We start from the raw sequence: 22,778 nt of genomic DNA, 5'->3' as shown, positions 1-22,778 counted from the left end.
GGTGGGAGCGACCTGATGCCCTTCGTCACCCGGGACGGCGTGCGGCTGTATTGGCGGGCCGATGGCCACCCCGATCGCCCGGCGCTGCTGCTGCTGCATGGGGTCGGCACCGACCACGCGGTCTGGGATGGCGTAGTGCGCGCCCTGTCTGGGCGGTTTCGCCTGCTGCGGATGGATGCGCGGGGCCATGGTGCATCCGACGTGCCGCCGGGTGACTACACCATTGCCGAGTTGGCGGCCGATGCGGTCGCAGTACTGGATGCCGCCGGGGCAGCGAAGGCCGTGGTGGCCGGGCTGTCCATGGGCGGGATGACCGTCATGCAGATGGCCATCGCCACGCCGGAGCGTCTGACCGGTATTGCCATCTGCAACAGCACCGCTGAGGTGGTCCCGCAATTCTGGCTGGACCGCGCGGCGTCTGTCCGCGCCAATGGCATGGCGTCGATGACCGACGCCATCATGACCCGCTGGTTTCCTGCGTCCGTGTTGGCGGCCAAGCCGGCCTACCTATCCACTGCCCGCGCGACGTCCGAAGCGCAGGAGCCACAGGGCTATATTGGCTGCTGCATGGCGATCGCTGGCTTGGCCGTGAAGGACGGGCTTCCCGCTATCACCCTGCCAACGCTGGTCGTCGTTGGCTCGCTGGACCAGGCAACGCCGCCCGCAACCGGCGGTGAGCCGATCGCCGCTGCTATTCCTGGCGCGCAGTTGGTCAGCCTCCCAACTGGCCACATCTCCCCCCTGGAGCGCCCGGATGCCCTGGCCGCAGCGCTGGCCGATTTCTTCGCCGCCGGGTCGGACGACGCGCTGGAGGCGGGGCGCCTGGCGATCTTCGAGCGCGGGATCGGCAACCGCCGCGCCGTGTTGGGCGACGCCTGGGTGGACAAGGCGCTCGCCAAGCAGGGTGGCTTTGCATGGGAATTCCAGCAATTCATCACCCGCTTCGCCTGGAGCGAGGTATGGGGCCGCCCCGGGCTGGACCATCGGACCCGGCGCATCATCGTGCTGTCCATCACCATCGCGCTCGGCCGGTGGGAGGAATTCCGCCTGCACACCCGCTCCGCCCTGGAACAGAAGGGCCTGACGGAGGAGGAGGTGCGCGAGGTGCTGATCCAATCCGCCATCTATGCCGGCGTTCCCGCCGCCAACACCGCCTTCCACATGGTGGAGGAGATGCTGGCCGAGATGCACAAGGCGTGACGTCACTTACCCTCTACCCGGCGATCGACCTGAAGGATGGCGCCTGCGTTCGCTTGCGCCGTGGCGACATGGACCAGGCGACGGTTTATTCCGACGACCCGGCGGCCCAGGCGTGTGCCTGGCAGGACGCCGGATGCCGCTGGCTGCACGTGGTCGACCTGAATGGCGCCTTTGCGGGCGCCGCGGTGAATGCCACCGCCGTTTCGGCCATCCTGGAGGCGGCCACCGTGCCGGTGCAATTGGGCGGCGGCATCCGTGACATGGCGGGCGTGGAGCGGTGGCTGAGCGCCGGGGTGCGCCGAGTGATCCTGGGGAGCGCCGCCGTGCGTGACCCGGCGCTGGTGCGGGAGGCATGTCGAGCCTATCCCAGTCGCGTTGCCGTGGGTATCGACGCGCGGGACGGGTTCGTGGCCACGGATGGCTGGGCCGAAACCTCTACCCTGTCCGCCGCCGACCTCGCCGCACGCTTTGCCGATGCCGGGGTGGCGGCGATCATCTACACCGACATTGGCCGCGACGGCATGCTGGGCGGACTGAACCTGCAACAGACTGCAGACCTCGCGACCGCTAGCGCCATCCCCGTCATCGCCAGCGGCGGCGTGGGCAGCCTGGACGATCTGCGCGCTTTGTCGGCCCTGAACCATGCCAATATCGAGGGCGTCATCGTCGGGCGGGCGCTCTATGACGGGCGGGTCGATCCGACAGAAGCACTGACCTTGTTGGACGGCTAGTCAGAATTACGCTACGGCTACAGGGAGGGAGACAAAAATATGCTGAACAGCTTCCGCGGCCTGGATTTTGACCTCGGCGAGACCGTCGACGCCTTGCGCGACCAGGTTGCGAGTTTCTCGGCCGACGAGATCGCGCCCCGCGCTGCCGCCATCGACACGGAAAACGAGTTTCCCGCCGACCTCTGGCGCAAGTTTGGCGACCTCGGCGTGCTGGGCATCACGGCGCCGGAGGAATATGGCGGCGCGGCCATGGGCTATCTGGAACATTGTGTCGCCATGGAGGAGATCAGCCGGGCCTCGGCCTCCGTCGGGTTGTCCTACGGCGCCCATAGCAACCTCTGCGTCAACCAGATCGCCCGTAACGGCAATGCGGAGCAGAAGGCGCGCTATCTGCCGAAGCTGATTTCCGGCGAGCATGTCGGCGCCCTGGCGATGAGCGAGCCCGGTGCCGGGTCGGACGTGGTGAGCATGAAGCTGCGTGCGGAGAAGCGGGGCGAGCGCTGGGTGCTGAACGGCACCAAGATGTGGATCACCAATGGCCCGAACGCCGACACGCTGGTGGTGTATGCGAAAACCGACCCGGCGGCCGGCGCCCGTGGCATCACCGCGTTCCTGATTGAAAAGGGCTTCGCCGGCTTCACCACCGCGCAGAAGCTGAACAAGCTGGGGATGCGCGGCTCCAACACCTGCGAGTTGGTGTTCGAGGAATGTGAGGTGCCGGAGGAGAACGTGCTCGGTACGCTCGGCCGCGGTGTGAACGTCTTGATGAGCGGGCTGGATTACGAACGTGCGGTGCTGGCGGCTGGCCCGATCGGCATCATGCAGGCCTGCATGGACGTAGTGCTGCCCTACGTGCACGAGCGCAAGCAGTTCGGTCAGGCGATCGGCGAGTTCCAGCTCATGCAGGGTAAGCTGGCCGACATGTACACGACAATGAACGCCAGCCGTGCCTACGTGTATGCGGTGGCGAAGGCTTGCGACCGCGGGCAGACCACCCGCAAGGATGCGGCCGGCGCCATTCTCTATGCGGCGGAGAAGGCGACCTGGATGGCGCTGGAGGCGATCCAGACGCTGGGGGGTAACGGCTACATCAACGATTATCCCACCGGACGCCTGCTGCGCGACGCCAAACTGTACGAAATCGGCGCCGGCACCAGCGAAATTCGCCGTATGCTGATTGGACGAGAGCTGTTCGCGGAAACGGTCTGATGCCCGTTCTGGACAGCGCCTTCGACCTCCGCTCGCCCGAGGCGCACACCAACGCTGCCGCCATGGCCGAATTGGTCGCGGATCTACGTCGGGTTGCGGCGACGGTGCGGGAGGGTGGCGGAGAGGTGTCGCGCAAGCGCCATCTGTCCCGCGGCAAATTGCTGCCCCGCGACCGCATCCGCGCGCTGATCGACCCGGCATCGGCATTCCTGGAGATCGGCCAACTCGCCGCACACGGGCTGTATGGCGGCGAAGTTCCGTCCGCCGGCATCATCACCGGCATTGGGCGCATCGTGGGACGCGAATGCATGATCGTCGCCAACGATGCGACGGTGAAAGGCGGATCCTATTACCCGCTGACGGTGAAGAAGCATCTGCGCGCGCAGGAGATCGCGCTGCAAAACCGCTTGCCCTGCGTCTACCTGGTGGATAGCGGCGGTGCCAATCTCCCGAACCAGGACGAGGTGTTTCCCGACCGCGACCATTTCGGCCGCATCTTCTTCAACCAGGCGACCATGTCGTCGCAGGGGATTGCGCAGATCGCAGTCGTCATGGGCTCGTGCACCGCAGGCGGCGCCTACGTGCCTGCCATGTCGGACGAGAGTATCATCGTGCGCAACCAGGGCACCATCTTCCTGGCCGGCCCCCCGCTGGTGAAGGCGGCGACCGGGGAAGTCGTGACGGCCGAGGATCTGGGCGGCGCCGAGGTGCACAGCCGCATCTCCGGCGTGACGGACCACATGGCCGAGAACGATGCGCATGCGCTGGGCATCGCCCGCCGCATCGTCGCCAGCCTGAACACGGTGAAGCAGCCGAGCCTTGCCCTGCGCGAACCGGTTCCCCCGCGCTACGACCCGGCGGAATTGCACTCCATCGTTCCCACCGACACGCGTCGCCCGTTCGATGTGCGCGAAGTGATTGCCCGGCTGGTGGATGGCAGCGAGTTCGACGAGTTCAAGCGGCTATATGGCGCCACGCTGGTCACCGGGTTCGCCCATGTGTGGGGCTATCCGGTCGGGATCGTCGCCAATAACGGCATCCTGTTCAGCGAGTCCGCCCAGAAAGGCGCGCATTTCATCGAACTCTGTGCCCAGCGCGGCATTCCGCTGGTGTTTTTGCAGAACATCGCCGGGTTCATGGTCGGGCGGAAATACGAGGCCGGCGGCATCGCCAAGGACGGCGCCAAGATGGTGACGGCGGTCGCCACGGCCGCGGTACCGAAATTCACCATTGTCATCGGCGGCAGTTTCGGCGCTGGCAATTACGGCATGTGCGGCCGCGCCTACTCGCCGCGCTTCCTTTGGATGTGGCCCAATGCCCGCATCGGCGTGATGGGCGGCGAACAGGCTGCCTCCGTGCTCGCCACCATTCGCCGCGATGGGATAGAGGCGAAGGGCGGCACCTGGCCGGCGGAGGAGGAGGAGGCGTTCAAGACCCCGATCCGTGCGCAATACGAGACGCAGGGCCATCCTTATTACTCGTCTGCGCGGCTGTGGGATGACGGCGTCATCGACCCAGCGGATACGCGGCGTGTGCTGGCGCTGGGCCTGTCCGCCAGCCTGAACGCGCCGATTCCGCAAACCCGCTTCGGCCTGTTCCGGATGTGATGGGCATGTTCCGCAAGATCCTCATCGCCAACCGCGGCGAAATCGCCTGCCGGGTGATCGCCACCGCCCGCCGCATGGGCATCGCCACCGTCGCCGTCTACTCCGACGCGGATGCCACGGCTCGGCACGTTCATCTCGCTGACGAGGCATGGCCGATCGGTCCCGCACCGGCCCGCGACAGCTACCTGCGCGGTAACGTGATTTTGGACGTGGCACGTCGCTCCGGCGCGCAGGCGGTTCACCCAAGCTACGGCTTCCTGTCCGAAAACGCCGACTTCGCCGATGCCTGCGCCGCGGCCGGCATCGTGTTCATCGGGCCGCCCGCCGACGCAATCCGCGCCATGGGCTCAAAAGCCGCGGCGAAGGCGTTGATGGCGCAGGCCGGCGTGCCCCTCGTCCCCGGCTATCACGGCGAGGCGCAAGACCCGGCGCTGTTGGCGTCGGAGGCTGCCCGTATTGGCTATCCAGTGCTCATCAAGGCCAGTGCCGGCGGTGGCGGCAAGGGCATGCGGGTCGTTGCCGAAGCCACGGCCTTTACCGCTGCGTTGGAGGGTGCGCAGCGCGAGGCCGCGGCGTCGTTCGGCGACGATCGGGTGCTGGTGGAACGCTACCTCACGTCCCCGCGCCACATCGAAATTCAGGTCTTCGCAGACACGCATGGCAACGTCGTGTCGTTGTTCGAACGCGACTGCTCCGTCCAGCGCCGCCACCAGAAGGTGTTGGAAGAAGCACCCGCCCCAGGCATGGACCCAGCCCGCCGTCGCGCCATGGGGAAGGCGGCGGTCGCCGCCGCTCGCGCCGTGAACTACGCCGGGGCAGGGACGGTGGAGTTCATCGCTGAGGGCGACGCGTTCTATTTCATGGAGATGAACACCCGCCTGCAGGTGGAGCACCCGGTGACGGAGGCGATCACCGGGCTGGACCTGGTCGAGTGGCAGCTTCGCGTTGCTGCCGGCGAGCCACTGCCCTCAGCCGAGTCTGACCTGTCCATCACAGGTCATGCGATCGAGGCCCGAGTTTACGCCGAGGATCCGGCGCGCGACTTCCTTCCGTCCGTCGGCCGCCTGCTGCATTTGCGCCAGCCCACCGAGCGGCCCGGCGTTCGCGTGGATACCGGCGTGCGCCAGGGTGACAGCATCACGCCCAATTACGACCCGATGATCGCCAAACTGATCGTCCACGGCGCCGACAGGAAGGACGCGCTACGCCGCATGTCCACTGCCCTGGCGGAGTACGAGGTGGTCGGCGTGCAGACCAACCTGGCGTTGCTGCGTGCCGTCGTCGCGCATCCGGAATTCGCCAGCGGTCATTTCGACACCGGGTTCATCGGCCGCCATCCAGACGTCCTATCCCCCGCCGCCGCTACGCCCGAGCCGGCGGTATGGGCCGCCGCCTGCCTCACCGCGTTGGCGCAGGTGCAGGCAGCCGCGCGCGCGGACGCAGCGCGCACCGGCGACCCGCATTCCCCGTGGGCAGACCTGGACGCCTGGCGGATGAACGGGGACGGCTACCAGGATCTGCATTTCGCCACCGACGCTGCCACTGTGACAATCCGCGCCCATCTATCCGCCGCCGGCACGCGGCTGGACATGCCGGATGGGCCGGTTTCCGCCTCGCTCGACGCCGGCCTGCTGCGCGTGGATGGCGTCGGCCGCCCTGCCACCGTGGTGCGCAATGGCGATGCGCTGACGGTGTTGCTGGCCGGGCAGGGCTATACGGTGCGCCAGATCGACCCGTTGGCGCCGCCGGGCGGTGAGGCCGCCGGCAGCGATCGTGTGGCCGCCCCCATTCCCGCCCGCGTCACCCGCGTTCTCGTCGCACCCGGCGACACCGTCGCCAAGGGCGCGCCCCTGATGGTGCTGGAGGCGATGAAGACCGAGATCACCCTGTCTGCCCCCGCCGACGGCACGGTGGACAGCGTGCGCGCCGCGGTCGGCGACATGGTGGAGGAAGGGGTGCCGTTGGTGACGTTCGTCGCCGAGTAAGCGGCCCGGCGTTGACGGCGCGGGTCGGCCTCGGCTTTATCGGGGTCAAAGCAATGACCTTGGTGATCCAATGAAATTCCGCGCGGCCCTCGCCCTGCTGCTGGCCACCGCCGGCGCCGCTACCGCCCAACCGAAACACGACACGCTGACGATCGGTATCGCGCAATTCCCGTCTTCGCTGCAGCCGGACATCGACCCGGAGGTCGTGCGCGGCTACGCGATGGGATTCGTCATCCGCCAGATCACCGCGTTCGACAAGGACTGGCACAACACCTGCCTGCTGTGCACGGAACTGCCGACGCTGGATAACGGCTTGGCCAAGATCGAGGATCTGCCCGGCGGCAAGAAGGGCATGGCGGTCACCATCAAGCTGAAGCCCGATCTGCAATGGGGCGACGGCCAGCCGGTCACCGCGAAGGACATCGCCTTCACCTGGAAGCTAGGCAGCGACCCGTCCAGCGGCTTTTCCAACGGCAACCCGTGGAACCGCGCCACCAAGGTGGACGTGGTGGACGACCACACCGCCGTGCTGCACCTGGACAAGGTGCGCTCCGACTACAACCAGTGGGACCAGATCCTGCCGGAGCATATCGAGGGCGCAATCGTCGCCAAGGACAATAGCGCGGGGGCCTACATCAACGGTACCAATTACAACCGGGCGCCGATCAATCCCGGGCTGTATGACGGGCCGTTTATCATCACCAGCTACGAGAGCGGCAACCAGATCGTGATGGAGCCGAACCCGCATTGGAGCGGCACCAAGCCCGGCTTCAAGCGGATCGTGCTGCGCCACATCGAGAACACTGCCGCTTTGCAGGCCAACCTGCTATCCGGCGATGTCGACATGGTGGCCGGCGAAGGCGTGGGGTTGACCATCGACCAGGCGCTGTCGCTACAGAAGGCGCATCCCGACCAGTTCCACTACGAGTTCAAGCCGAGCCTGACCTACGAGCACATCGACCTGAAGAAAGAGAACAAGCTGCTGGCGGATGTGCGCGTGCGCCGGGCATTGCTGATGGCGATGGACCGCCAGACCATGGTGGACCGCCTGTTCCAGGGCAAGCAGCCGGTCGCGGCCACCTGGGTCAACCCGCTGAGCCCGATGTATGATGCCTCGATCCCGGTGGTAAAGTTCGACCTGCCCGGCGCCAAGGCGCTGCTGAAAGAGGCGGGGTGGACGCCGGGTAGCGATGGCGTCTGCCGCAACGCCGCGGGGGACCGATTGGCCTTCGAACTCGGCACCACCGCCGGCAATCGCCTGCGTGAGCTGCAGGAGCAGGTGCTGCAATCCAACTGGAAGAACGCCTGCATCGAGGTGACGCTGAAGAACGAGCCCGCCCGCACCCTGTTCGGTGACACGCTGAAGCATCGCACCTACACCGCGATGGAAATGTATGGCTGGAGCAGTGCGGTCACGGAATCGCCGTTCCGTACCCTGGGCACGTCGCAGATCCCGAACCAGGCGAATAATTTCGGCGGCGCCAATTACCCCGGGTTCAGCGACGCCAAGATGGACGCCGACATCACCGCCGTGGATGGCGAGTTGGACCCGGCGAAGCAGAAGGCGATCTGGGCGGACATGCAGAAACTCTATGCCGACCAGATCCCCGTGCTGCCGCTGTTCTTCCGGGCCGAGCCGCACATTACGCCCACCTGGCTGCAGGGCTACACGCCGACCGGGCAGGGGGACGTCAGCTCCTACTGGGCCGAAAACTGGCACGCGGGTTGATCCGTGCGGTTGCGCTGTGGCTGGCGCTGCTGTGCGGCGCGGTCGCAGCGCAACCGCATAAGACGCTGACGATCGGCGTCTCCTCCTACCCATCGACGTTACAGCCGGCGATCGATCCGGACGCGATCAAATTTTACATACTGGGCTTCGCCGATCGCCCGGTGGTCGCGTTCGATCCGGACCGCAAGCTGGTCTGCCTGCTGTGCACCGAAATCCCCAGCATCGCCAACGGCGGTGCGGTGATGGAGGGCACGGGGATGGCCGTCACCTGGCATTTCAAGCCCGGGCTCACCTGGGGTGACGGCGCGCCGTTGGGTGCGGCCGATCTGGCGTTCACCGCCCGCGTAGGTCGCGACCCGAATAGCGGCTTCACCAACACGCAGACCTGGACGCGGATCAGCCGGGTCGACGTCGTGGACCCGCAAACCGCCGTGCTGCATTACACCGAGCCATTCTATCAGTTCGACGAACTGGCCGAACTGCTGCCCGCCCATCTGGAGCAGCCGGTATTCGACGCCGCCCGCAACCCCGGCGACTACATGCAGCGCAGCATCTATAATCGCGAGCCGACCAATCCCGGGCTGTACAACGGCCCTTACCGCATCGCCAACGTGCAGCAGGGAGGTCAACTCGTGCTGGAGCGGAACGAGCATTGGTCCGGCGACCGCCCCTATTTCGACCGCATCGTCATCAAGGCCATCGCCAACACCGCCGCCCTGCAGGCGAACCTACAATCCGGCGATGTCGACATGGTGCCCGGTGAGGGCGTGGGGCTGACGCTGGACCAGGTGCTGGTGCTGCAAAAGCAGGAGCCCACGCGCTTCGCCTACGCCTACAAACCGAACCTGGCCTACACCCATATCGACCTGCAATTGGACAACCCGATCCTGGCCGATATCCGGGTGCGCCGGGCGCTGCTGATGGCCATCGATCGGCGGAGCATGGTGGACCGGCTGATGGGCGGCCGCGTTCCCATCGCCAATAGCTTCGTCAACCCGCAGGAGCCGCAATACACCGGCGACGTGCGCACCTATCAATACGACCCCGCCGCAGCCCGCGCCTTGTTGGCAGAGGCCGGGTGGAAGCCCGGCGATGATGGCGTTCTGCGCAACGCCGCCGGGCAACGGCTGAGCATCGTGTTCAGCACCAGCACCGGCGTTCGAGCACGGGAGTTGCTTCAGCAGGTGATGCAAAGCCAGTGGCGCACCATCGGCGTGGAGACGATCATCAAGAACGAGCCGCCCCGCACCCTGTTCGGCGAAACGCTGAAGCACCGTAGCTTCCAGGGCATGGCGATGTTCGGCTGGCTGAGTTCGGTCGAAAGCTCCCCGCGGCAGACTCTGTCCAGCGGCCAGATCCCGACCGCGGCGAATAATTGGGGCGGCACCAACTACACCGACTTCCGCAACCCGAAAATGGATGCCGACATCGACGCAATGGAGCGGGAGTTGGAACCGGCCAAGCGCATTCCGCTTTGGGCCGACATGCAGCGCATCTACGCCGACGAACTGCCGGTGCTGCCGCTGTTCTTCGGGTCGGAGGCGCATGTCTGGCCGACCTGGCTGAAGGGCGTGGTCCCGACCGGCCACAACCAGCCAACCACGCTTTGGGCGGAGCATTGGCATGAGTGACGTGCTCGCCGTCGACAACCTGTCCGTCGGTTTCCCGGTCGGCGGCAAGATCCGCCAGGTCGTTGCCGGAATCGGCTACAACGTGCCGGCCGGGCGCACGCTCGGCGTGGTGGGCGAAAGCGGCTGCGGCAAATCCATGACAGCGCTGGCGGTGATGGGGCTGGTGCCCACGCCCGGCCTGGTCGGCGGCTCCATCCAGGTCGAGGGGCGCGAAATGGTGGGCCAACCCGCCTCCGTCTGGCGCAAGCTACGGGGCGAACGGGTCGCCATGGTGTTTCAGGAGCCGATGACCGCCCTGAACCCGGTGATGACGGTGGGCCGGCAGATCGCGGAGGTGATGGTGCTGCACCAGGGCCTCACCTGGAAGCAGGCCGGCGGCCGCGCCGTCGAGAGCCTGTCCGATGTCGGCATCACCTCACCCAAGGAGCGCGCGGCAGCCTATCCGCACCAGCTGTCGGGCGGCATGCGGCAGCGGGCGATGATCGCGATGGCGCTTGCCTGCCGGCCGGCGCTGCTGATTGCGGACGAGCCGACGACCGCGCTCGACGTAACGATCCAAGCGCAGATCCTCGACCTGATGCTGGGCCTGCAGGACGAGATCGGCATGGCGATCCAGTTCATCAGCCACAACCTGGCCGTGGTCAGCGAGATCGCGCACGAGATCATCGTCATGTATGCCGGCCGGGTGGTGGAGCGTGCGCCTGCCGACACGCTGTTCGCGGAACCGCTGCATCCCTATACGCTCGGCCTCATCGCCACCTTGCCGGATCCGGCGCATCGCGTGGCCGAACTGCCGGTGATCCCCGGGGGCGTGCCGAACCTGGACAGCAGCTTCGTCGGCTGCCGCTTCGCCGATCGCTGCCCACGGGGCGATGCGTCGTGCCGGCAGGCGGAGCCGCCATTGGACGAGTTGGCGCCCGGTCATTGGGCGGCCTGCTTCAAGGCCCGCCAATGAGTCCGCCGCTTGTCACGCTGGAGAACATCCAGGTCCATTTCACCGTCAACCGCCGCCTGCTGCGCGCGGTGGAGAATGTGTCGCTGGAGATTGCCGAGGGCGAGACGCTGGCCCTGGTCGGCGAGAGCGGCAGCGGCAAGAGCACGCTGGGCAACGTCGTGGCCGGGCTGCAGCGGCCGACCTCGGGGACGATGCGGTTCCGCGGCAAAGCCATCGACAAGGCAGTGCGCAAGGAAACCCATAAGGCGATCCAGATCGTCTTCCAGGACCCATTCGGCGCGTTGGACCCACGCATGCCGGTCTCCGCCATCATCGCCGAGCCGCTGCGCATCGGCGGCATCGGCACCCCGGCGGAACGGCAGGCGAGGGCGGCGGAACTGGTGGGGCAGGTGGGCCTGCCGCGGGATGCGCTGAACCGCTACCCACACGAATTCTCCGGCGGCCAGCGTCAACGCATCGCCATCGCCCGCGCACTCGCCCCGGCGCCGACGCTGATCGTGGCGGACGAGCCGCTGTCTGCCCTGGACGTGTCGATCCAGAGCCAGGTGCTGAACCTGTTCCGTGCGCTGCAGGAAGCGGCTGTGCAGCGCGGGGCCGGATTGGCTTACCTGTTCATCAGCCACGACCTGGCGGTGGTGAACCATCTGGCCGATCGAGTGGCCGTGCTCTACCTCGGCCGGCTGGTCGAGGTCGCACCCCGCGCCGAGTTGTTCGACACGCCGTCCCACCCCTACACCCAGGCGCTGCTGCAGGCGGTTCCCCGCATCGGCAAGCGTCGCAGCCGGGGCGTGGCCATCCGCGGCGAGATGCCGAGCCCGCTGAACCCACCGCCGGGCTGCGTCTTTCACCCTCGCTGCCCGAAGGTCCAGGATATTTGCCGCACCACGCCGCCCCAATTGGAATCCGCCCCTGGGAGGCCGGCGCAACTCGCGGCGTGTCATTTCAAGGAATGACGGCATGACTCGATTCATTCTGCGCCGGGTCGGTCAGGCGCTGATCGTGCTGCTGGTGATGTCCTTCGTCATATACAGCCTGATCGGGCTGATGCCGGGCGACCCGATCGACGTCATGATCGCGTCGAACCCCGGCGCCACGCCTGAGGTAGTGGCGCATCTGCGAGCGATCTACGGCCTGGATCAGCCGATTATGCTGCGCTACTGGTATTGGCTGGTCGCGGCGTTGCAGGGCGATTTCGGCTTCTCCCGCACCCATTCCCAGCCGGTGCTGGAGGTGCTGGGCCCGGCGCTGCTGCAGACCTGCAAGCTGATGTTTGCGTCCTTCATCCTGTCGGTGCTGCTGGCCTTTGCGTTGGGTGTGGCGGCGGCGTTGAAGCCGGGTGGCATCATCGACAACATCGTCAGCCTGTTCGCCTTCGCCGGCATTTCCGTGCCTGTGTTCTGGCTGGCGCTGGTGATGATCCTGGTGTTCGCAGTGCAACTGCACTGGTTCCCGGCCAGCGGCATCAGCACCGTGGGCGATGGCGGGTTCAACGACTATCTCCGACATCTGGTCATGCCAGTCACTACGCTCGCCCTGGCCAATACCGGGCATTTCACGCGATTTGTCCGCGCTGCCATGATCGAGACGTTGCGCATGGACCATGTCCGCACCGCCCGGGCGAAGGGCGCCGGGGAGGGGCGGATTGTCATGATCCACGCCCTGCGCAACGCCATGATCCCGGTCGTCACCGTCATGGCGCTCAGCTTCGGCAGCCTGTTCAGCGGGGCGCTGATCACCGAGACGATGTTCGCCCAACCCGGCATGGGCAAGATGATCTACGACGCCATCCTGGGGAACGACTTCAACCTGGCGCTGACCGGACTGCTATTCGCCACGTTGGTCACCTTGCTGAGCAATCTCGTGGCCGACCTCGCCTATGGCTGGCTGGACCCGAGGATCAGCCTATGAGCGCGACCACGACCGACCGCGCCGTTTCCCCCTGGACGCTGCGCTGGCGCCGGTTCCGCAATCACCGAACGGGCTTGGCCAGCCTGTTCGTGCTGTTCCTGCTGCTGGTGTTCGTGCTGGCGGCGAGCCCGGTCGCGCACTACCTGGGCGTCGACCCGTACGAGACGGATCTGCTGTCGCAATACAGCCCGCCCTCCGCCCAGCACCCGCTGGGGACCGACGATGCCGGCCGCGATGAACTGATCCGGCTTATGCTCGGCGGCCAGATTTCCTTGCTCGTGGGGTTGCTGGCGACCGGGGTGGGCAGCGTCATCGGGCTGTTCATCGGCGTGGTCGCCGGGTATTTTGGCGGCCGCACCGATGCGCTGCTGATGCGCTTCACCGACGGCATGATCGCCCTGCCATTGCTGCCGCTGCTGATCGTGCTGGGCGCGCTGGACCTGACGAAGCTGGGTTTCTCCTCCGAATTCGCGCATTCCAGCGCTGCCGGGTTCTGGCGCGTGGTGATCATCATCGCCCTGGTGGACTGGACCAGCATTGCCCGGCTGACCCGCGCCGCCACTATGGCGCTGCGCGACCGCGACTACGTCCGCTCCGCCCGGGCCAGCGGTGGCGGGGCGGGTTACGTGATGCGCACCCACATCCTGCCGAACGTGGCCACGCCGCTGATCGTGGCCGTGACGCTGACGGTCGGCCGCGTCATCCTGTTCGAAAGCGTGCTGAGCTTTCTGGGCTTCGGCATCGTCGTGCCGACACCCTCCTGGGGCAACATGTTGAACAACGCGCAGGAATTGGTCACCACCGCCCCGGCGCTAGCGATCTACCCGGGCCTGCTGATTTTCATCACCGTCATCGCCGTGAACTTCCTGGGCGACGGCCTGCAGCATGCCTTCGACCCCCGCAGCGAACGTTGATGCTTGGGGGTTGGCGACGCTACGCCCTACATTAGAGGCATGCCGCACGCCGATTTCGTCCATCTCCGAGTCCACTCCGCCTACTCGCTGAGCGAGGGCGCCATCAAGGTGGATAAGATCGCCGCCCTGGCGCGGGAGGCATCGATGCCCGCGGTGGCGATTACCGACACTGGCAATCTGTTCGGCGCGCTGGAGTTCAGCCAGTACTGCACTGGCAAGGGCGTGCAGCCGATCATTGGGTGCCAGATTAGCCTGGTGCGCACCGACAGGCCGGGCATGGCGCCGGACCCCATCGTGCTGCTGGCGCAGGATGCGCAGGGCTTGGCCAATCTGCAGATCCTGTCCTCCCTCGGCTTCGCCACTTCCGACCCGGCGGAACCACAATTACCGTTGCGCACGGTGCTGGACCACGCCGCTGGGTTGACCCTGCTGACCGGCGGCACGCGCGGCCCCCTGGCGCGGCTGCTGGCGGAGGCCCGGCAGCCTGAGGCGGAGGCGTTGCTGGCCGAGCTTGTCGAGGCGTTCGGCGACCGTACCGTGGTGGAACTGCACCGCCACGGCCTGGCGCTGGAGCGGGCGATCGAGCCCGGCCTCATCAGCCTGGCGGATGCCGCGGGCCTGCCCCTGGTCGCCACCAACGAGTGCTTTTTCGCCAACGCCAAGATGCAGGAGGCGCATGACGCCCTGCTGTGCATCGCCGGCGGCCGTTTGATGGCGGATCCGGAGCGCCGCCGGGTCACGGGTGAACACTGGTTCAAGCCCGCCGCCGCCATGCGCAAGCTGTTCGCCGACCTGCCCGAGGCCTGCGATAACACACTGGCCATCGCCCGGCGCTGCTCCATCATGGCGGAAACCCGCAAGCCGCTGCTGCCCGTCTGCCCGAAGGTGCGTCCCGGCGCGTCCGAAGACGAGACCGTGCGGGCCATGGCGCGTGAAGGGCTTGTCCACCGCATGGACGCGATCGGCGCAGATGCCGCTGCCCGCGCGCATTATGGCGAGCGGCTGGAATACGAACTGGGCGTCATCGCCGCGATGGGGTTCCCCGGCTACTTCCTCATCGTCGCCGACTTCATCCAGTGGGCGAAGGCGCAGGGCATTCCGGTCGGGCCAGGTCGTGGCTCCGGCGCCGGGTCGGTGGTGGCGTGGGCGCTGACGATCACCGATCTGGATCCGCTACGGTTCGGCTTGTTGTTCGAGCGGTTCTTGAACCCCGAACGCGTGTCCATGCCCGACTTCGACATCGATTTCTGCCAGGACCGGCGGGACGAGGTGATCGAGTACGTCCGCCGCGAATACGGCGCCGACCGTGTGGCGCAGATCATCACGTTCGGAAAGCTGCAGGCCCGCGCCGCCGTGCGCGACGTCGGCCGCGTGCTGGGCCTGCCGTTCTACCAAGTGAACCGGGTTGCCGAACTGATCCCGAACAACCCGGCCAAGCCCGTGACTTTGCGCCAGGCGATCGATGGCGAGCCGAAGCTGCAGCAGATGCAGACCGACGACGAATCGGTCCATCGCCTGCTGGAAGTCGCGTTGCAGTTGGAGGGGCTGTACCGCCACGCCAGCACCCACGCCGCCGGTTTGGTGATTGGCGACCGGCCGCTGGTGGAATTGGTGCCGCTATACCGCGATCCGAAATCGGACACGCTGGTGACGCAATACTCCATGAAATACGTGGAGCAGGCCGGGCTGGTAAAGTTTGACTTCCTGGGCCTGACCACGCTGACCATCCTGCAGCGTGCGCTGGCCTACATGGCCGAGCCGCCGGATCTGGACCGCCTGCCGCTGGATGACGCGCCCACCTTCGCCATGTTGGCCAAGGGCGATGCCGGCGGGGTGTTCCAGTTCGAATCCGCCGGTATGCGGGACGTGCTGCGCCAGATGCGTCCCGACCGGTTCGAAGACCTGATCGCCGCAGTGGCGCTGTTCCGCCCCGGCCCGATGGCGAACATTCCCGATTACTGCCGCCGTAAACATGGCGAGGCGTGGGAGCCGCCGCACCCCGAATTACACGCCATCCTGGGCGAGACCTACGGCATCATGGTCTATCAGGAGCAGGTGATGCAGATCGCCCAGACCATGGGCGGCTACAGCCTCGGCAGCGCCGACCTGTTGCGCCGGGCAATGGGCAAGAAAATCCGGGCAGAGATGGACAGCCAGCGCGCCACCTTCGTGGACGGTGCCACCAAGCGCGGCATTCCGGAGCCGAAGGCCGTCGAAGTGTTCGAACTGATGGCGAAATTCGCCGATTACGGGTTCAACAAGTCGCACGCCGCTGCCTACGCCCTGGTCGCCTATCAAACCGCGTGGATGAAATCCAACCATCCGGTGGAATTCCTCGCCGGCTGCATGTCGCTGGCGATCAACAACACCGACAAGCTGGCCGCCCTGCGGCAGGAGGCGGAGCGGCTGGGCATTCGGGTGCTGCCGCCAGACATCAATCGCTCTGGCGCCGACTTCACGGTTGACAAGGATGCGCTGGGCAAGCCCGCCATCCGCTACGCCCTGGCGGCAGTGAAGAAGGTCGGCTTGGCGGCCATGGAGGCGTTGGTGGAGGCGCGGGGCGACCGGCCGTTCCGCGACGCGACCGACCTGGCCAGCCGGGTCGATCCACGCCAACTGAACAAGATGCAGATCGAAAATCTGGTCCGCGCCGGGGCACTGGATTGCCTCGGCCCGAACCGGGCGCAGCTTTTCGCCGGGGCCGAGCAGATACTGCGCCGGGCCCAGGCCGATGCGGAGCAGAAGGATAGCGGGCAAATCGGCCTGTTCGGCGGCGCCGCGCCGCAGCCGATCCGACTGTCTGCTACGCCGGATTGGCCACCGCTCGAGCGATTGGGCTTCGAGGCGGAGGCAATCGGCTTCCACCTGACCGCGCATCCGCTGGATATGTATGCCACCCTGCTGCGCCGGCTTGGCACAACTGGCTCTGGCAAGTTGGAGGCGCTGGCTGCCTCCGGCACCACACGCGTCAAGCTGGCGGGGTGTGTGATCGGTCGCAAGGAACGCCCCACCCGCAGTGGCAGCAAGATGGCGTGGGTCAGGCTATCCGACGCAGCCGGCAGCTACGAGGTGACGTTCTTCTCCGAGGTCCTGGCCGCCAGCGGCGAGTTATTGCGCGATGGCGCTCCAATCCTGGTGACGGCGGACGTCAAGCAGGAAGGCGAGGCGCTACGCCTGACCGCCACCGCCGTCATATCCTTGGAACAAGCCTCGACCGAGGTTGGCGCCGGCATCCGCATCTGGCTGGGTGCCACCGCCGCCGTGCCGCACATTCGGACGATCCTGGACCGCGAGCGGAAAGGGAAGGGCCGGGTGACCCTGCTGCCGCGTGTCGGCGAAAGCCAGGACGTGGAGATCGAGCTCCCCGGCGGCTTCAACGTCACCCCCCGCCTGGCCCAGGCGTTGAAGCTGATCCCGGGCGTGGAGCGAGTCGAGGAAGTCTAGCCGCTACTTCGGTGCCACCACTTCGGGCGGCGTGTCGACGCGCGCGGCTGGTGTCGCCGGCACAGTCTTCGCTGGCAACCCAGATGCATCCGTCGCGCTCGGCTTGGCGGGCGGCGTGGTGTTGGTCGTTGCCGGGTCCGCTGTCGGGCCTGGCGTTCGGGGTGTTTGGCCCAGCGCCGGGGCCGCCAGTGCAAGCGTGGCCACCAGTATCGCGCGGATCATCGTTACCTCCGTGTCCTAGGGACGGAAAACGAAGCTGCGGACGGTTTGGTTCCGTCACTGCCCCATCCCTTGCCATCGTCGACGGTTTCCGCCATATGGCCGCCCATCGGCAGCGCGCAGGATGTGCGGGCCGATAATTCACACGCGGGGCGCCTTCCTGGCTTCACAGCCAGTACCGGTGCCGCAAGGCCTGGCCCCGCGGAGGCTCAACCGGACTGCAGGAAGTAACATTCTCATGGCTTTACCCGATTTCACGATGCGCCAGCTGCTCGAGGCCGGTGTCCATTTCGGTCACCACACCCGCCGCTGGAACCCGCGCATGGCGCCGTTCCTGTTCGGTATTCGCAACCAGGTGCACATCATCGATCTGCAGCAGACCGTCCCGATGCTGGATCGCGCCCTGCGCGCCGTTCGGGACACGACGGCCAATGGCGGCCGCGTTCTGTTCGTCGGCACCAAGCGCGCCGCGGCGGAGCACGTGGCGGATGCGGCCAAGCGTTGCGGCCAGTACTACGTCAACCATCGTTGGCTCGGCGGCATGCTGACCAACTGGAAGACCATCACCGGCAGCATCAAGCGTCTGCGCCAGATCGAGGAACTGCTCGCCGGTAACGTCGAGGGTCTGACCAAGAAGGAAGTGCTCGATATTACCCGCGACAGCGACAAGCTGGAGCGCGCGCTGGGCGGCATCAAGGAGATGGGCGGCCTGCCGGACATCCTGTTCATTATCGACACGAACAAGGAGAAGCTGGCGGTCGAGGAAGCCAACAAGCTCGGCATCCCCGTCATCGCCATTCTGGACAGCAACTCCGACCCGGCCGGCGTCACCTACCCGATCCCCGGCAACGATGACGCCCTGCGCGCCATTACGCTGTATTGCGACCTGATTGCCGGCGCCGTGCTGGACGGCATCAGCGCCGAGATGGCGGCTTCGGGCCGTGACATCGGTGCCGATGAAGAACTGCCGATGGGCGCCATGCCGGACGACGTCCTGGCCGAACAGCCCGCTGCATAAGAAGCCCGGCGCCTAGGAAGACGGAGAAGAAAGATGGCTGAAGTAACAGCAGCCCTGGTGAAGGAACTTCGCGAGAAGACCGGCGCCGGGATGATGGACTGCAAGAAGGCGCTGTCCGAGACGGGCGCCGACCTGGAAGCTGCAGTCGACTGGCTGCGCAAGAAGGGCCTTGCCGCGGCTGCGAAGAAGAGCGGCCGGGTTGCGGCTGAGGGCTTGGTTGGCGTCGCCACCATGCCGAACCGTGGCGCGATCATCGAGGTTAACGCCGAGACTGATTTCGTCGCCCGCAACGAGACGTTCCAGAACTTCGTCGAGACCGCCGCCCGCATGGCGTTGGACATCGGCGAGGATGTGGAGGCGCTCAAGGCCGCGCCGTTCCCCGGCACCGGCCGCACGGTCGCTGAGGAACTGACCCACATGGTCGCCACGATCGGCGAGAACATGTCGATCCGTCGCGTCCGCGTGCTGAAGGTGCAGTCTGGCGCCGTCGCCAGCTACGTCCATCAGGCGCTGAAGCCCGGCCTGGGCAAGATCGGTGTGCTGGTGGCGCTGGAAGGCGCCAGTGAGACCGCCGCGCTGGAGCAGCTTGGCCGCCAGGTCGGCATGCACGTTGCCGCCACCCAGCCCCAGGCGCTGGACGTCGACGGTGTCGATTCCGCCGCGCTGGAGCGTGAGAAGGCCGTGCTGTCCGAGCAGGCGCGTGCCTCCGGCAAGCCCGAGGAGATCATCGAGAAGATGGTCGTCGGCCGTATCCGCAAATACTACGAAGAAGTGGTGCTGCTTGAGCAGGTTTGGGTGCATGACGGCGAGAGCCGGGTGAAGGCTGTCGCCAAGAAGTCTGGCGCCAGCATCACCGGCTTCGTGCGCTATGCGCTCGGCGAGGGCATCGAAAAGCAGACCGGCGACTTTGCAGCCGAAGTAGCGGCGGCCGCTGGCCTCTAACGCCTAAAGATCGCGCCCTCTCCCACGGGGGAGGGCGCAGTTCTTTCTATCTGCGCAGTATCTTGGCGGCGGCGACGGCGAAATACGTCAACACCCCCGCAGCGCCCGCCCGTTTAAACGCCGTCAGGCTTTCCATCATGGCGCGGTCGCCATCGATCCAGCCGCGTTCTGCCGCTCCGGCGATCATCGCGTATTCGCCCGATACCTGATAGGCGAAGGTCGGCACGCCGAACCGGTCATGCACCCGGCGTACCACGTCCAGATAGGGCATGCCGGGTTTGACCATCACCATGTCCGCGCCCTCCGCCAGATCCTGCTCAACCTCGCGTAGGGCTTCGTCGGAGTTGGCCGGGTCCATCTGGTAGGTTTTCTTGTCACCCTTCAGCGCGCCGCCGGTGCCCACTGCATCGCGGAACGGGCCGTAGAACGCGCTGGCGTACTTGGCGGCATAGCTCATGATCCGCGTGTCGATCAGCCCGGCTTCATCCAACCGCGACCGGATGGCGGCGATGCGCCCATCCATCATGTCGGACGGGGCAATCACGTCGATCCCGGCTTGGGCTTGGTTCAGCGCCTGGGTTGTCAGCACCTTGATGCTGTCGTCGTTGTGAACGTAGCCGTCGCGAAGCACCCCGTCATGGCCGTGGCTGGTGTAGCAATCCAGCGCCACGTCGCCGACGAGGCCGATATCTGGATATTCTTTCTTCAGCAGTCTGGCGGCCCGGCACATAAGGCTGTCCGGGTTGCCGGCCTCGCTCCCCTCGGCATCCTTCCACTCGACCGGGATGTTGGGGAAAAGGGCAATCGCGGGAATGCCCAGATCGGCCGCCTGGCGCACATGCCCGGCGAGCCGGTCCAGCGTGACGCGCTGCACGCCAGGCATCGACTCCACTTCGGTCGTTTGATGCTCACCCTCAATCAGGAAGATCGGCCAAATCAGGTCGTCCACCGATAAATGGGTTTCGGCAACCAGGCGGCGGGTCCAACCGTCGCGGCGATTGCGGCGCAGGCGGGTGGTGGGATAGCGACCGATGCTCATGGAAGAACCGTAGACCCAGCGGGCCGCGCCGGGTAGAGCGAGCCTCGTTCGCGCAATGATACGGTGTCGCCCATGCGTTTTATCGTCCTATTAATGCTCTTGCTGCCCGTTTTTGCGCGAGCGGAGGCTGTTCGTGTGCCTGGACCCGAGGGCATCATGCTGAATGCAGACCTGTTTGCCGCCCAGGGCAGGGCGCGCGGGGCTGCAATCGTGGCATTGCATGGCTGCAGCGGACCCGCCCCGGCACGCGACGATAGCTGGGCCCGGCAACTTGCCGCCGCCGGTCACGCCGTGCTTCTCCCCGACAGCTTCGGCTCCCGCGGTCTCGGTTCGCAATGCTCGGCTCGCACGCGGCTGGTCACGCCGGCGGGCGTGCGGCGTCACGACGCGCTCACGGCTCTGCGTTGGCTGGCCGATCGACCCGGCACGCCACCGGGTGGGCTGGTGCTGATGGGCTGGTCGGATGGTGGCAATACCGTGCTCAACGCCGGGCGCGCCTCGCCTGACCTTCCCGCCGGGCTGATCCGCGGCCTCATTGCCTTTTACCCGATCTGTCGCGGTTTGGCAGAAACCAAGGATTGGGCCCCGGCCGCTCCGCTGATGATCCTGATGGGCGAGCCAGAGGAGAACTCGGCCGCCGTCGCCGCCTGTCATGCCCTGGCCGATAAGCTGCCCGGCAAAGTCACCCTGGTCACCTACGCGGGTGCGCACCATGAGTTCGATGTGCCCGAGGCGCCGGGGAGGACCAAGATCGTCAAAGGCAAGCATGGCCTGCTCACCCCAGTCGGCGGCATCAGCAGCGCCAGCGTCAATAGCGCCGCGCGCGAGGACGCTGGGCGCCGCGTGTCCGCCTTCATCGCCGGATTGCCTTAAGGTATCCTCGGAACCCTTGGGCGTGATACCAACATTTGTCCTTCGTGAGACTCCGCCATGACCGAACAGACCCCGGCCACCTCGCTGCGCCGTTTCTTCACCGCCCCGCTCGCCGAAACCGACCCGGCGCTTGCCGCGGTGCTGCGTGCCGAATTGGTGCGCCAGCAAGACGGGATCGAGCTGATTGCCAGCGAGAACATCGTGTCTGCCGCCGTGATGGAGGCGCAGGGCTCGGTCCTCACCAACAAATACGCCGAGGGCTATCCCGGCCGTCGCTACTATGGTGGATGCGTCGAAGTGGACGTGGCGGAAACGCTGGCCATCGACCGCGCCAAGCAGTTGTTCGGCTGCGGCTTCGCCAACGTGCAGCCGCATTCCGGCGCACAGGCGAACCAGGCGGTGTTCCTTGCCACGGTGAAGCCCGGCGATACCATCCTGGGCATGAGCCTGGCGGCCGGTGGCCATCTCACCCACGGCGCCGCGCCAAACCTCTCCGGCAAGTGGTTCAACGCCATCCAGTACGGGGTGCGTAAGGACGACGGCCTGCTCGACTACGAGGAGTTGGAGCGTCTGGCCCGGACCGAGAAGCCGCGCATGATCATTGCCGGCGGCTCCGCCTATCCGCGCGCGATCGACTTCCCGCGCATTCGCAAGGTGGCGGACGAAGTCGGTGCGATCTTCCTGGTCGATATGGCGCACTATGCCGGGCTGGTGGCGACCGGGCTGTATCCCTCGCCGTTCCCGCACGCTCATGTGGTCACCACCACGACGCACAAGACGCTTCGCGGCCCGCGCGGCGGCATGATCCTCACCAATGACGAGGATCTGGCGAAGAAGATCAACTCCGCGGTGTTCCCCGGCCTGCAAGGCGGCCCGCTGATGCACGTCATCGCCGGCAAGGCTGCCGCGTTTGGCGAGGCATTGCGCCCGGAATTCCGCAGCTATCAGAAGGCGGTATTGGAGAATGCTCGCATCCTGGGTGAGACGTTGAAGGAGCTGGGCTGCGACATCGTGACCGGCGGCACCGACTGCCACCTAGTGCTGGTGGATTTGCGGCCGAAGAACACCACGGGCAAGGCGGCCGAGGCCAGCCTGGAACGGGCGCTGATCACCGCCAACAAGAACGCCATCCCGTTCGACCCGGCCAAGCCCGCCGTGACCAGCGGCATTCGCCTGGGAAGCCCTGCCGCCACCACGAGGGGTTTCGGCGCCGCCGAGTTCCGGCAGGTGGGCGAGATGATCAACCAGGTGCTCGAGGGCTTGTCCCACTCCAACGACGGCGCCAACGAGGCGACCGAAGCGGCTGTTGCTGCAAGAGTACGGGAATTGTGCGCACGCTTCCCCATCTACTGAGCATGCAGTTCCTGCTGACGG

18 protein-coding genes are annotated in these 22,778 nt (G+C 66.4%); 16 read left to right on the top strand and 2 right to left on the bottom strand.

Features of this window, described 5'->3' with window-relative positions; genetic code table 11:
- The first annotated feature begins 15 nt into the window (after window positions 1-15).
- From GSQ76_RS12880 to dnaE, 12 genes are all read left to right on the top strand, one after another.
- Window positions 16-1,200, top strand: a complete 1,185-nt coding sequence (locus GSQ76_RS12880; RefSeq protein ID WP_158744316.1) for an alpha/beta fold hydrolase — start codon at window positions 16-18, stop codon at window positions 1,198-1,200.
- Window positions 1,197-1,931: a 1-(5-phosphoribosyl)-5-[(5-phosphoribosylamino)methylideneamino]imidazole-4-carboxamide isomerase gene (gene hisA / locus GSQ76_RS12875; RefSeq protein WP_174247339.1), complete on the top strand. Its 735-nt coding sequence runs from the start codon at window positions 1,197-1,199 to the stop codon at window positions 1,929-1,931. The genes GSQ76_RS12880 and hisA overlap by 4 nt, the downstream gene beginning before the upstream one ends.
- Window positions 1,932-1,970: 39 nt before the next feature.
- Window positions 1,971-3,140 carry an isovaleryl-CoA dehydrogenase gene (locus GSQ76_RS12870; protein ID WP_158744315.1) on the top strand — a complete coding sequence of 390 codons (1,170 nt, stop codon included), beginning with the start codon at window positions 1,971-1,973 and terminating at the stop codon, window positions 3,138-3,140.
- Window positions 3,140-4,747, top strand: coding sequence for a carboxyl transferase domain-containing protein (locus GSQ76_RS12865; RefSeq protein WP_158744314.1), 1,608 nt, complete (start codon window positions 3,140-3,142; stop codon window positions 4,745-4,747). Before GSQ76_RS12870 ends, GSQ76_RS12865 begins: the two co-directional genes overlap by 1 nt.
- A gap of 5 nt (window positions 4,748-4,752) precedes the next feature.
- Window positions 4,753-6,732 (top strand): acetyl/propionyl/methylcrotonyl-CoA carboxylase subunit alpha, encoded by a 1,980-nt coding sequence (locus GSQ76_RS12860; protein ID WP_158744313.1) that lies wholly within the window; start codon window positions 4,753-4,755, stop codon window positions 6,730-6,732.
- A 70-nt stretch (window positions 6,733-6,802) separates the two neighbouring features.
- Window positions 6,803-8,461 (top strand): peptide ABC transporter substrate-binding protein, encoded by a 1,659-nt coding sequence (locus tag GSQ76_RS12855; RefSeq protein ID WP_158744312.1) that lies wholly within the window; start codon window positions 6,803-6,805, stop codon window positions 8,459-8,461.
- Window positions 8,458-10,092: a peptide ABC transporter substrate-binding protein gene (locus tag GSQ76_RS12850; RefSeq protein ID WP_158744311.1), complete on the top strand. Its 1,635-nt coding sequence runs from the start codon at window positions 8,458-8,460 to the stop codon at window positions 10,090-10,092. The genes GSQ76_RS12855 and GSQ76_RS12850 overlap by 4 nt, the downstream gene beginning before the upstream one ends.
- Window positions 10,085-11,047: an ABC transporter ATP-binding protein gene (locus GSQ76_RS12845; protein ID WP_158744310.1), complete on the top strand. Its 963-nt coding sequence runs from the start codon at window positions 10,085-10,087 to the stop codon at window positions 11,045-11,047. Before GSQ76_RS12850 ends, GSQ76_RS12845 begins: the two co-directional genes overlap by 8 nt.
- A complete protein-coding gene (locus GSQ76_RS12840; RefSeq protein ID WP_158744309.1) occupies window positions 11,044-12,000 on the top strand; it encodes an ABC transporter ATP-binding protein in 957 nt (318 codons plus the stop codon). Before GSQ76_RS12845 ends, GSQ76_RS12840 begins: the two co-directional genes overlap by 4 nt.
- Before the next feature lie 4 nt (window positions 12,001-12,004).
- Window positions 12,005-12,955: an ABC transporter permease gene (locus GSQ76_RS12835; RefSeq protein WP_158744308.1), complete on the top strand. Its 951-nt coding sequence runs from the start codon at window positions 12,005-12,007 to the stop codon at window positions 12,953-12,955.
- Window positions 12,952-13,869: an ABC transporter permease gene (locus GSQ76_RS12830; RefSeq protein WP_158744307.1), complete on the top strand. Its 918-nt coding sequence runs from the start codon at window positions 12,952-12,954 to the stop codon at window positions 13,867-13,869. Before GSQ76_RS12835 ends, GSQ76_RS12830 begins: the two co-directional genes overlap by 4 nt.
- Before the next feature lie 39 nt (window positions 13,870-13,908).
- Entirely contained in the window at window positions 13,909-17,313 is a 3,405-nt protein-coding gene (gene dnaE / locus GSQ76_RS12825; RefSeq protein WP_158744306.1) for a DNA polymerase III subunit alpha, read from the top strand.
- Between the two features lie 3 nt (window positions 17,314-17,316).
- Here the strand turns inward: dnaE and GSQ76_RS12820 are convergent, their stop codons facing one another.
- Window positions 17,317-17,535 (bottom strand): hypothetical protein, encoded by a 219-nt coding sequence (locus GSQ76_RS12820; RefSeq protein ID WP_158744305.1) that lies wholly within the window; start codon window positions 17,533-17,535, stop codon window positions 17,317-17,319.
- A 235-nt stretch (window positions 17,536-17,770) separates the two neighbouring features.
- Between GSQ76_RS12820 and rpsB the strand changes: the two genes are divergently transcribed.
- Window positions 17,771-18,550: a 30S ribosomal protein S2 gene (gene rpsB, locus GSQ76_RS12815; RefSeq protein ID WP_158744304.1), complete on the top strand. Its 780-nt coding sequence runs from the start codon at window positions 17,771-17,773 to the stop codon at window positions 18,548-18,550.
- Window positions 18,551-18,583: 33 nt separating this feature from the next.
- Complete coding sequence (gene tsf / locus GSQ76_RS12810; RefSeq protein ID WP_158744303.1) at window positions 18,584-19,492, top strand: translation elongation factor Ts; 909 nt, start codon at window positions 18,584-18,586, stop codon at window positions 19,490-19,492.
- A gap of 46 nt (window positions 19,493-19,538) precedes the next feature.
- On the opposite strand, the gene hemB is transcribed toward tsf, so the two are convergent.
- Window positions 19,539-20,531: a porphobilinogen synthase gene (gene hemB, locus GSQ76_RS12805; RefSeq protein ID WP_158744302.1), complete on the bottom strand. Its 993-nt coding sequence runs from the start codon at window positions 20,529-20,531 to the stop codon at window positions 19,539-19,541.
- A 135-nt stretch (window positions 20,532-20,666) separates the two neighbouring features.
- On the opposite strand from hemB, the gene GSQ76_RS12800 reads away from it, so the two are divergent.
- Together GSQ76_RS12800 and glyA are read left to right on the top strand one after the other, a co-directional pair.
- Complete coding sequence (locus tag GSQ76_RS12800; RefSeq protein WP_158744301.1) at window positions 20,667-21,404, top strand: dienelactone hydrolase family protein; 738 nt, start codon at window positions 20,667-20,669, stop codon at window positions 21,402-21,404.
- A 57-nt stretch (window positions 21,405-21,461) separates the two neighbouring features.
- Window positions 21,462-22,757 carry a serine hydroxymethyltransferase gene (glyA, locus tag GSQ76_RS12795; RefSeq protein ID WP_158744300.1) on the top strand — a complete coding sequence of 432 codons (1,296 nt, stop codon included), beginning with the start codon at window positions 21,462-21,464 and terminating at the stop codon, window positions 22,755-22,757.
- Window positions 22,758-22,778 lie beyond the last annotated feature (21 nt).

It is taken from the genome of Acidisphaera sp. L21 (assembly GCF_009765685.1).
In the GTDB taxonomy this organism is placed as follows: domain Bacteria; phylum Pseudomonadota; class Alphaproteobacteria; order Acetobacterales; family Acetobacteraceae; genus LMUY01.
This window is presented reverse-complemented; position numbering and strand designations above follow the sequence as displayed.

Coding starts and splice junctions, on each gene's coding strand:
- GSQ76_RS12830 (WP_158744307.1), top strand. CDS start 12,952: ATGAGCGCGACCACGACCGACCGCGCCGTTTCCCCCTGGACGCTGCGC.
- GSQ76_RS12840 (WP_158744309.1), top strand. CDS start 11,044: ATGAGTCCGCCGCTTGTCACGCTGGAGAACATCCAGGTCCATTTCACC.
- GSQ76_RS12865 (WP_158744314.1), top strand. CDS start 3,140: ATGCCCGTTCTGGACAGCGCCTTCGACCTCCGCTCGCCCGAGGCGCAC.
- GSQ76_RS12855 (WP_158744312.1), top strand. CDS start 6,803: ATGAAATTCCGCGCGGCCCTCGCCCTGCTGCTGGCCACCGCCGGCGCC.
- dnaE (WP_158744306.1), top strand. CDS start 13,909: ATGCCGCACGCCGATTTCGTCCATCTCCGAGTCCACTCCGCCTACTCG.
- GSQ76_RS12820 (WP_158744305.1), bottom strand. CDS start 17,535: ATGATCCGCGCGATACTGGTGGCCACGCTTGCACTGGCGGCCCCGGCG.
- GSQ76_RS12880 (WP_158744316.1), top strand. CDS start 16: ATGCCCTTCGTCACCCGGGACGGCGTGCGGCTGTATTGGCGGGCCGAT.
- GSQ76_RS12870 (WP_158744315.1), top strand. CDS start 1,971: ATGCTGAACAGCTTCCGCGGCCTGGATTTTGACCTCGGCGAGACCGTC.
- GSQ76_RS12845 (WP_158744310.1), top strand. CDS start 10,085: ATGAGTGACGTGCTCGCCGTCGACAACCTGTCCGTCGGTTTCCCGGTC.
- GSQ76_RS12835 (WP_158744308.1), top strand. CDS start 12,005: ATGACTCGATTCATTCTGCGCCGGGTCGGTCAGGCGCTGATCGTGCTG.
- rpsB (WP_158744304.1), top strand. CDS start 17,771: ATGGCTTTACCCGATTTCACGATGCGCCAGCTGCTCGAGGCCGGTGTC.
- tsf (WP_158744303.1), top strand. CDS start 18,584: ATGGCTGAAGTAACAGCAGCCCTGGTGAAGGAACTTCGCGAGAAGACC.
- glyA (WP_158744300.1), top strand. CDS start 21,462: ATGACCGAACAGACCCCGGCCACCTCGCTGCGCCGTTTCTTCACCGCC.
- GSQ76_RS12860 (WP_158744313.1), top strand. CDS start 4,753: ATGTTCCGCAAGATCCTCATCGCCAACCGCGGCGAAATCGCCTGCCGG.
- hemB (WP_158744302.1), bottom strand. CDS start 20,531: ATGAGCATCGGTCGCTATCCCACCACCCGCCTGCGCCGCAATCGCCGC.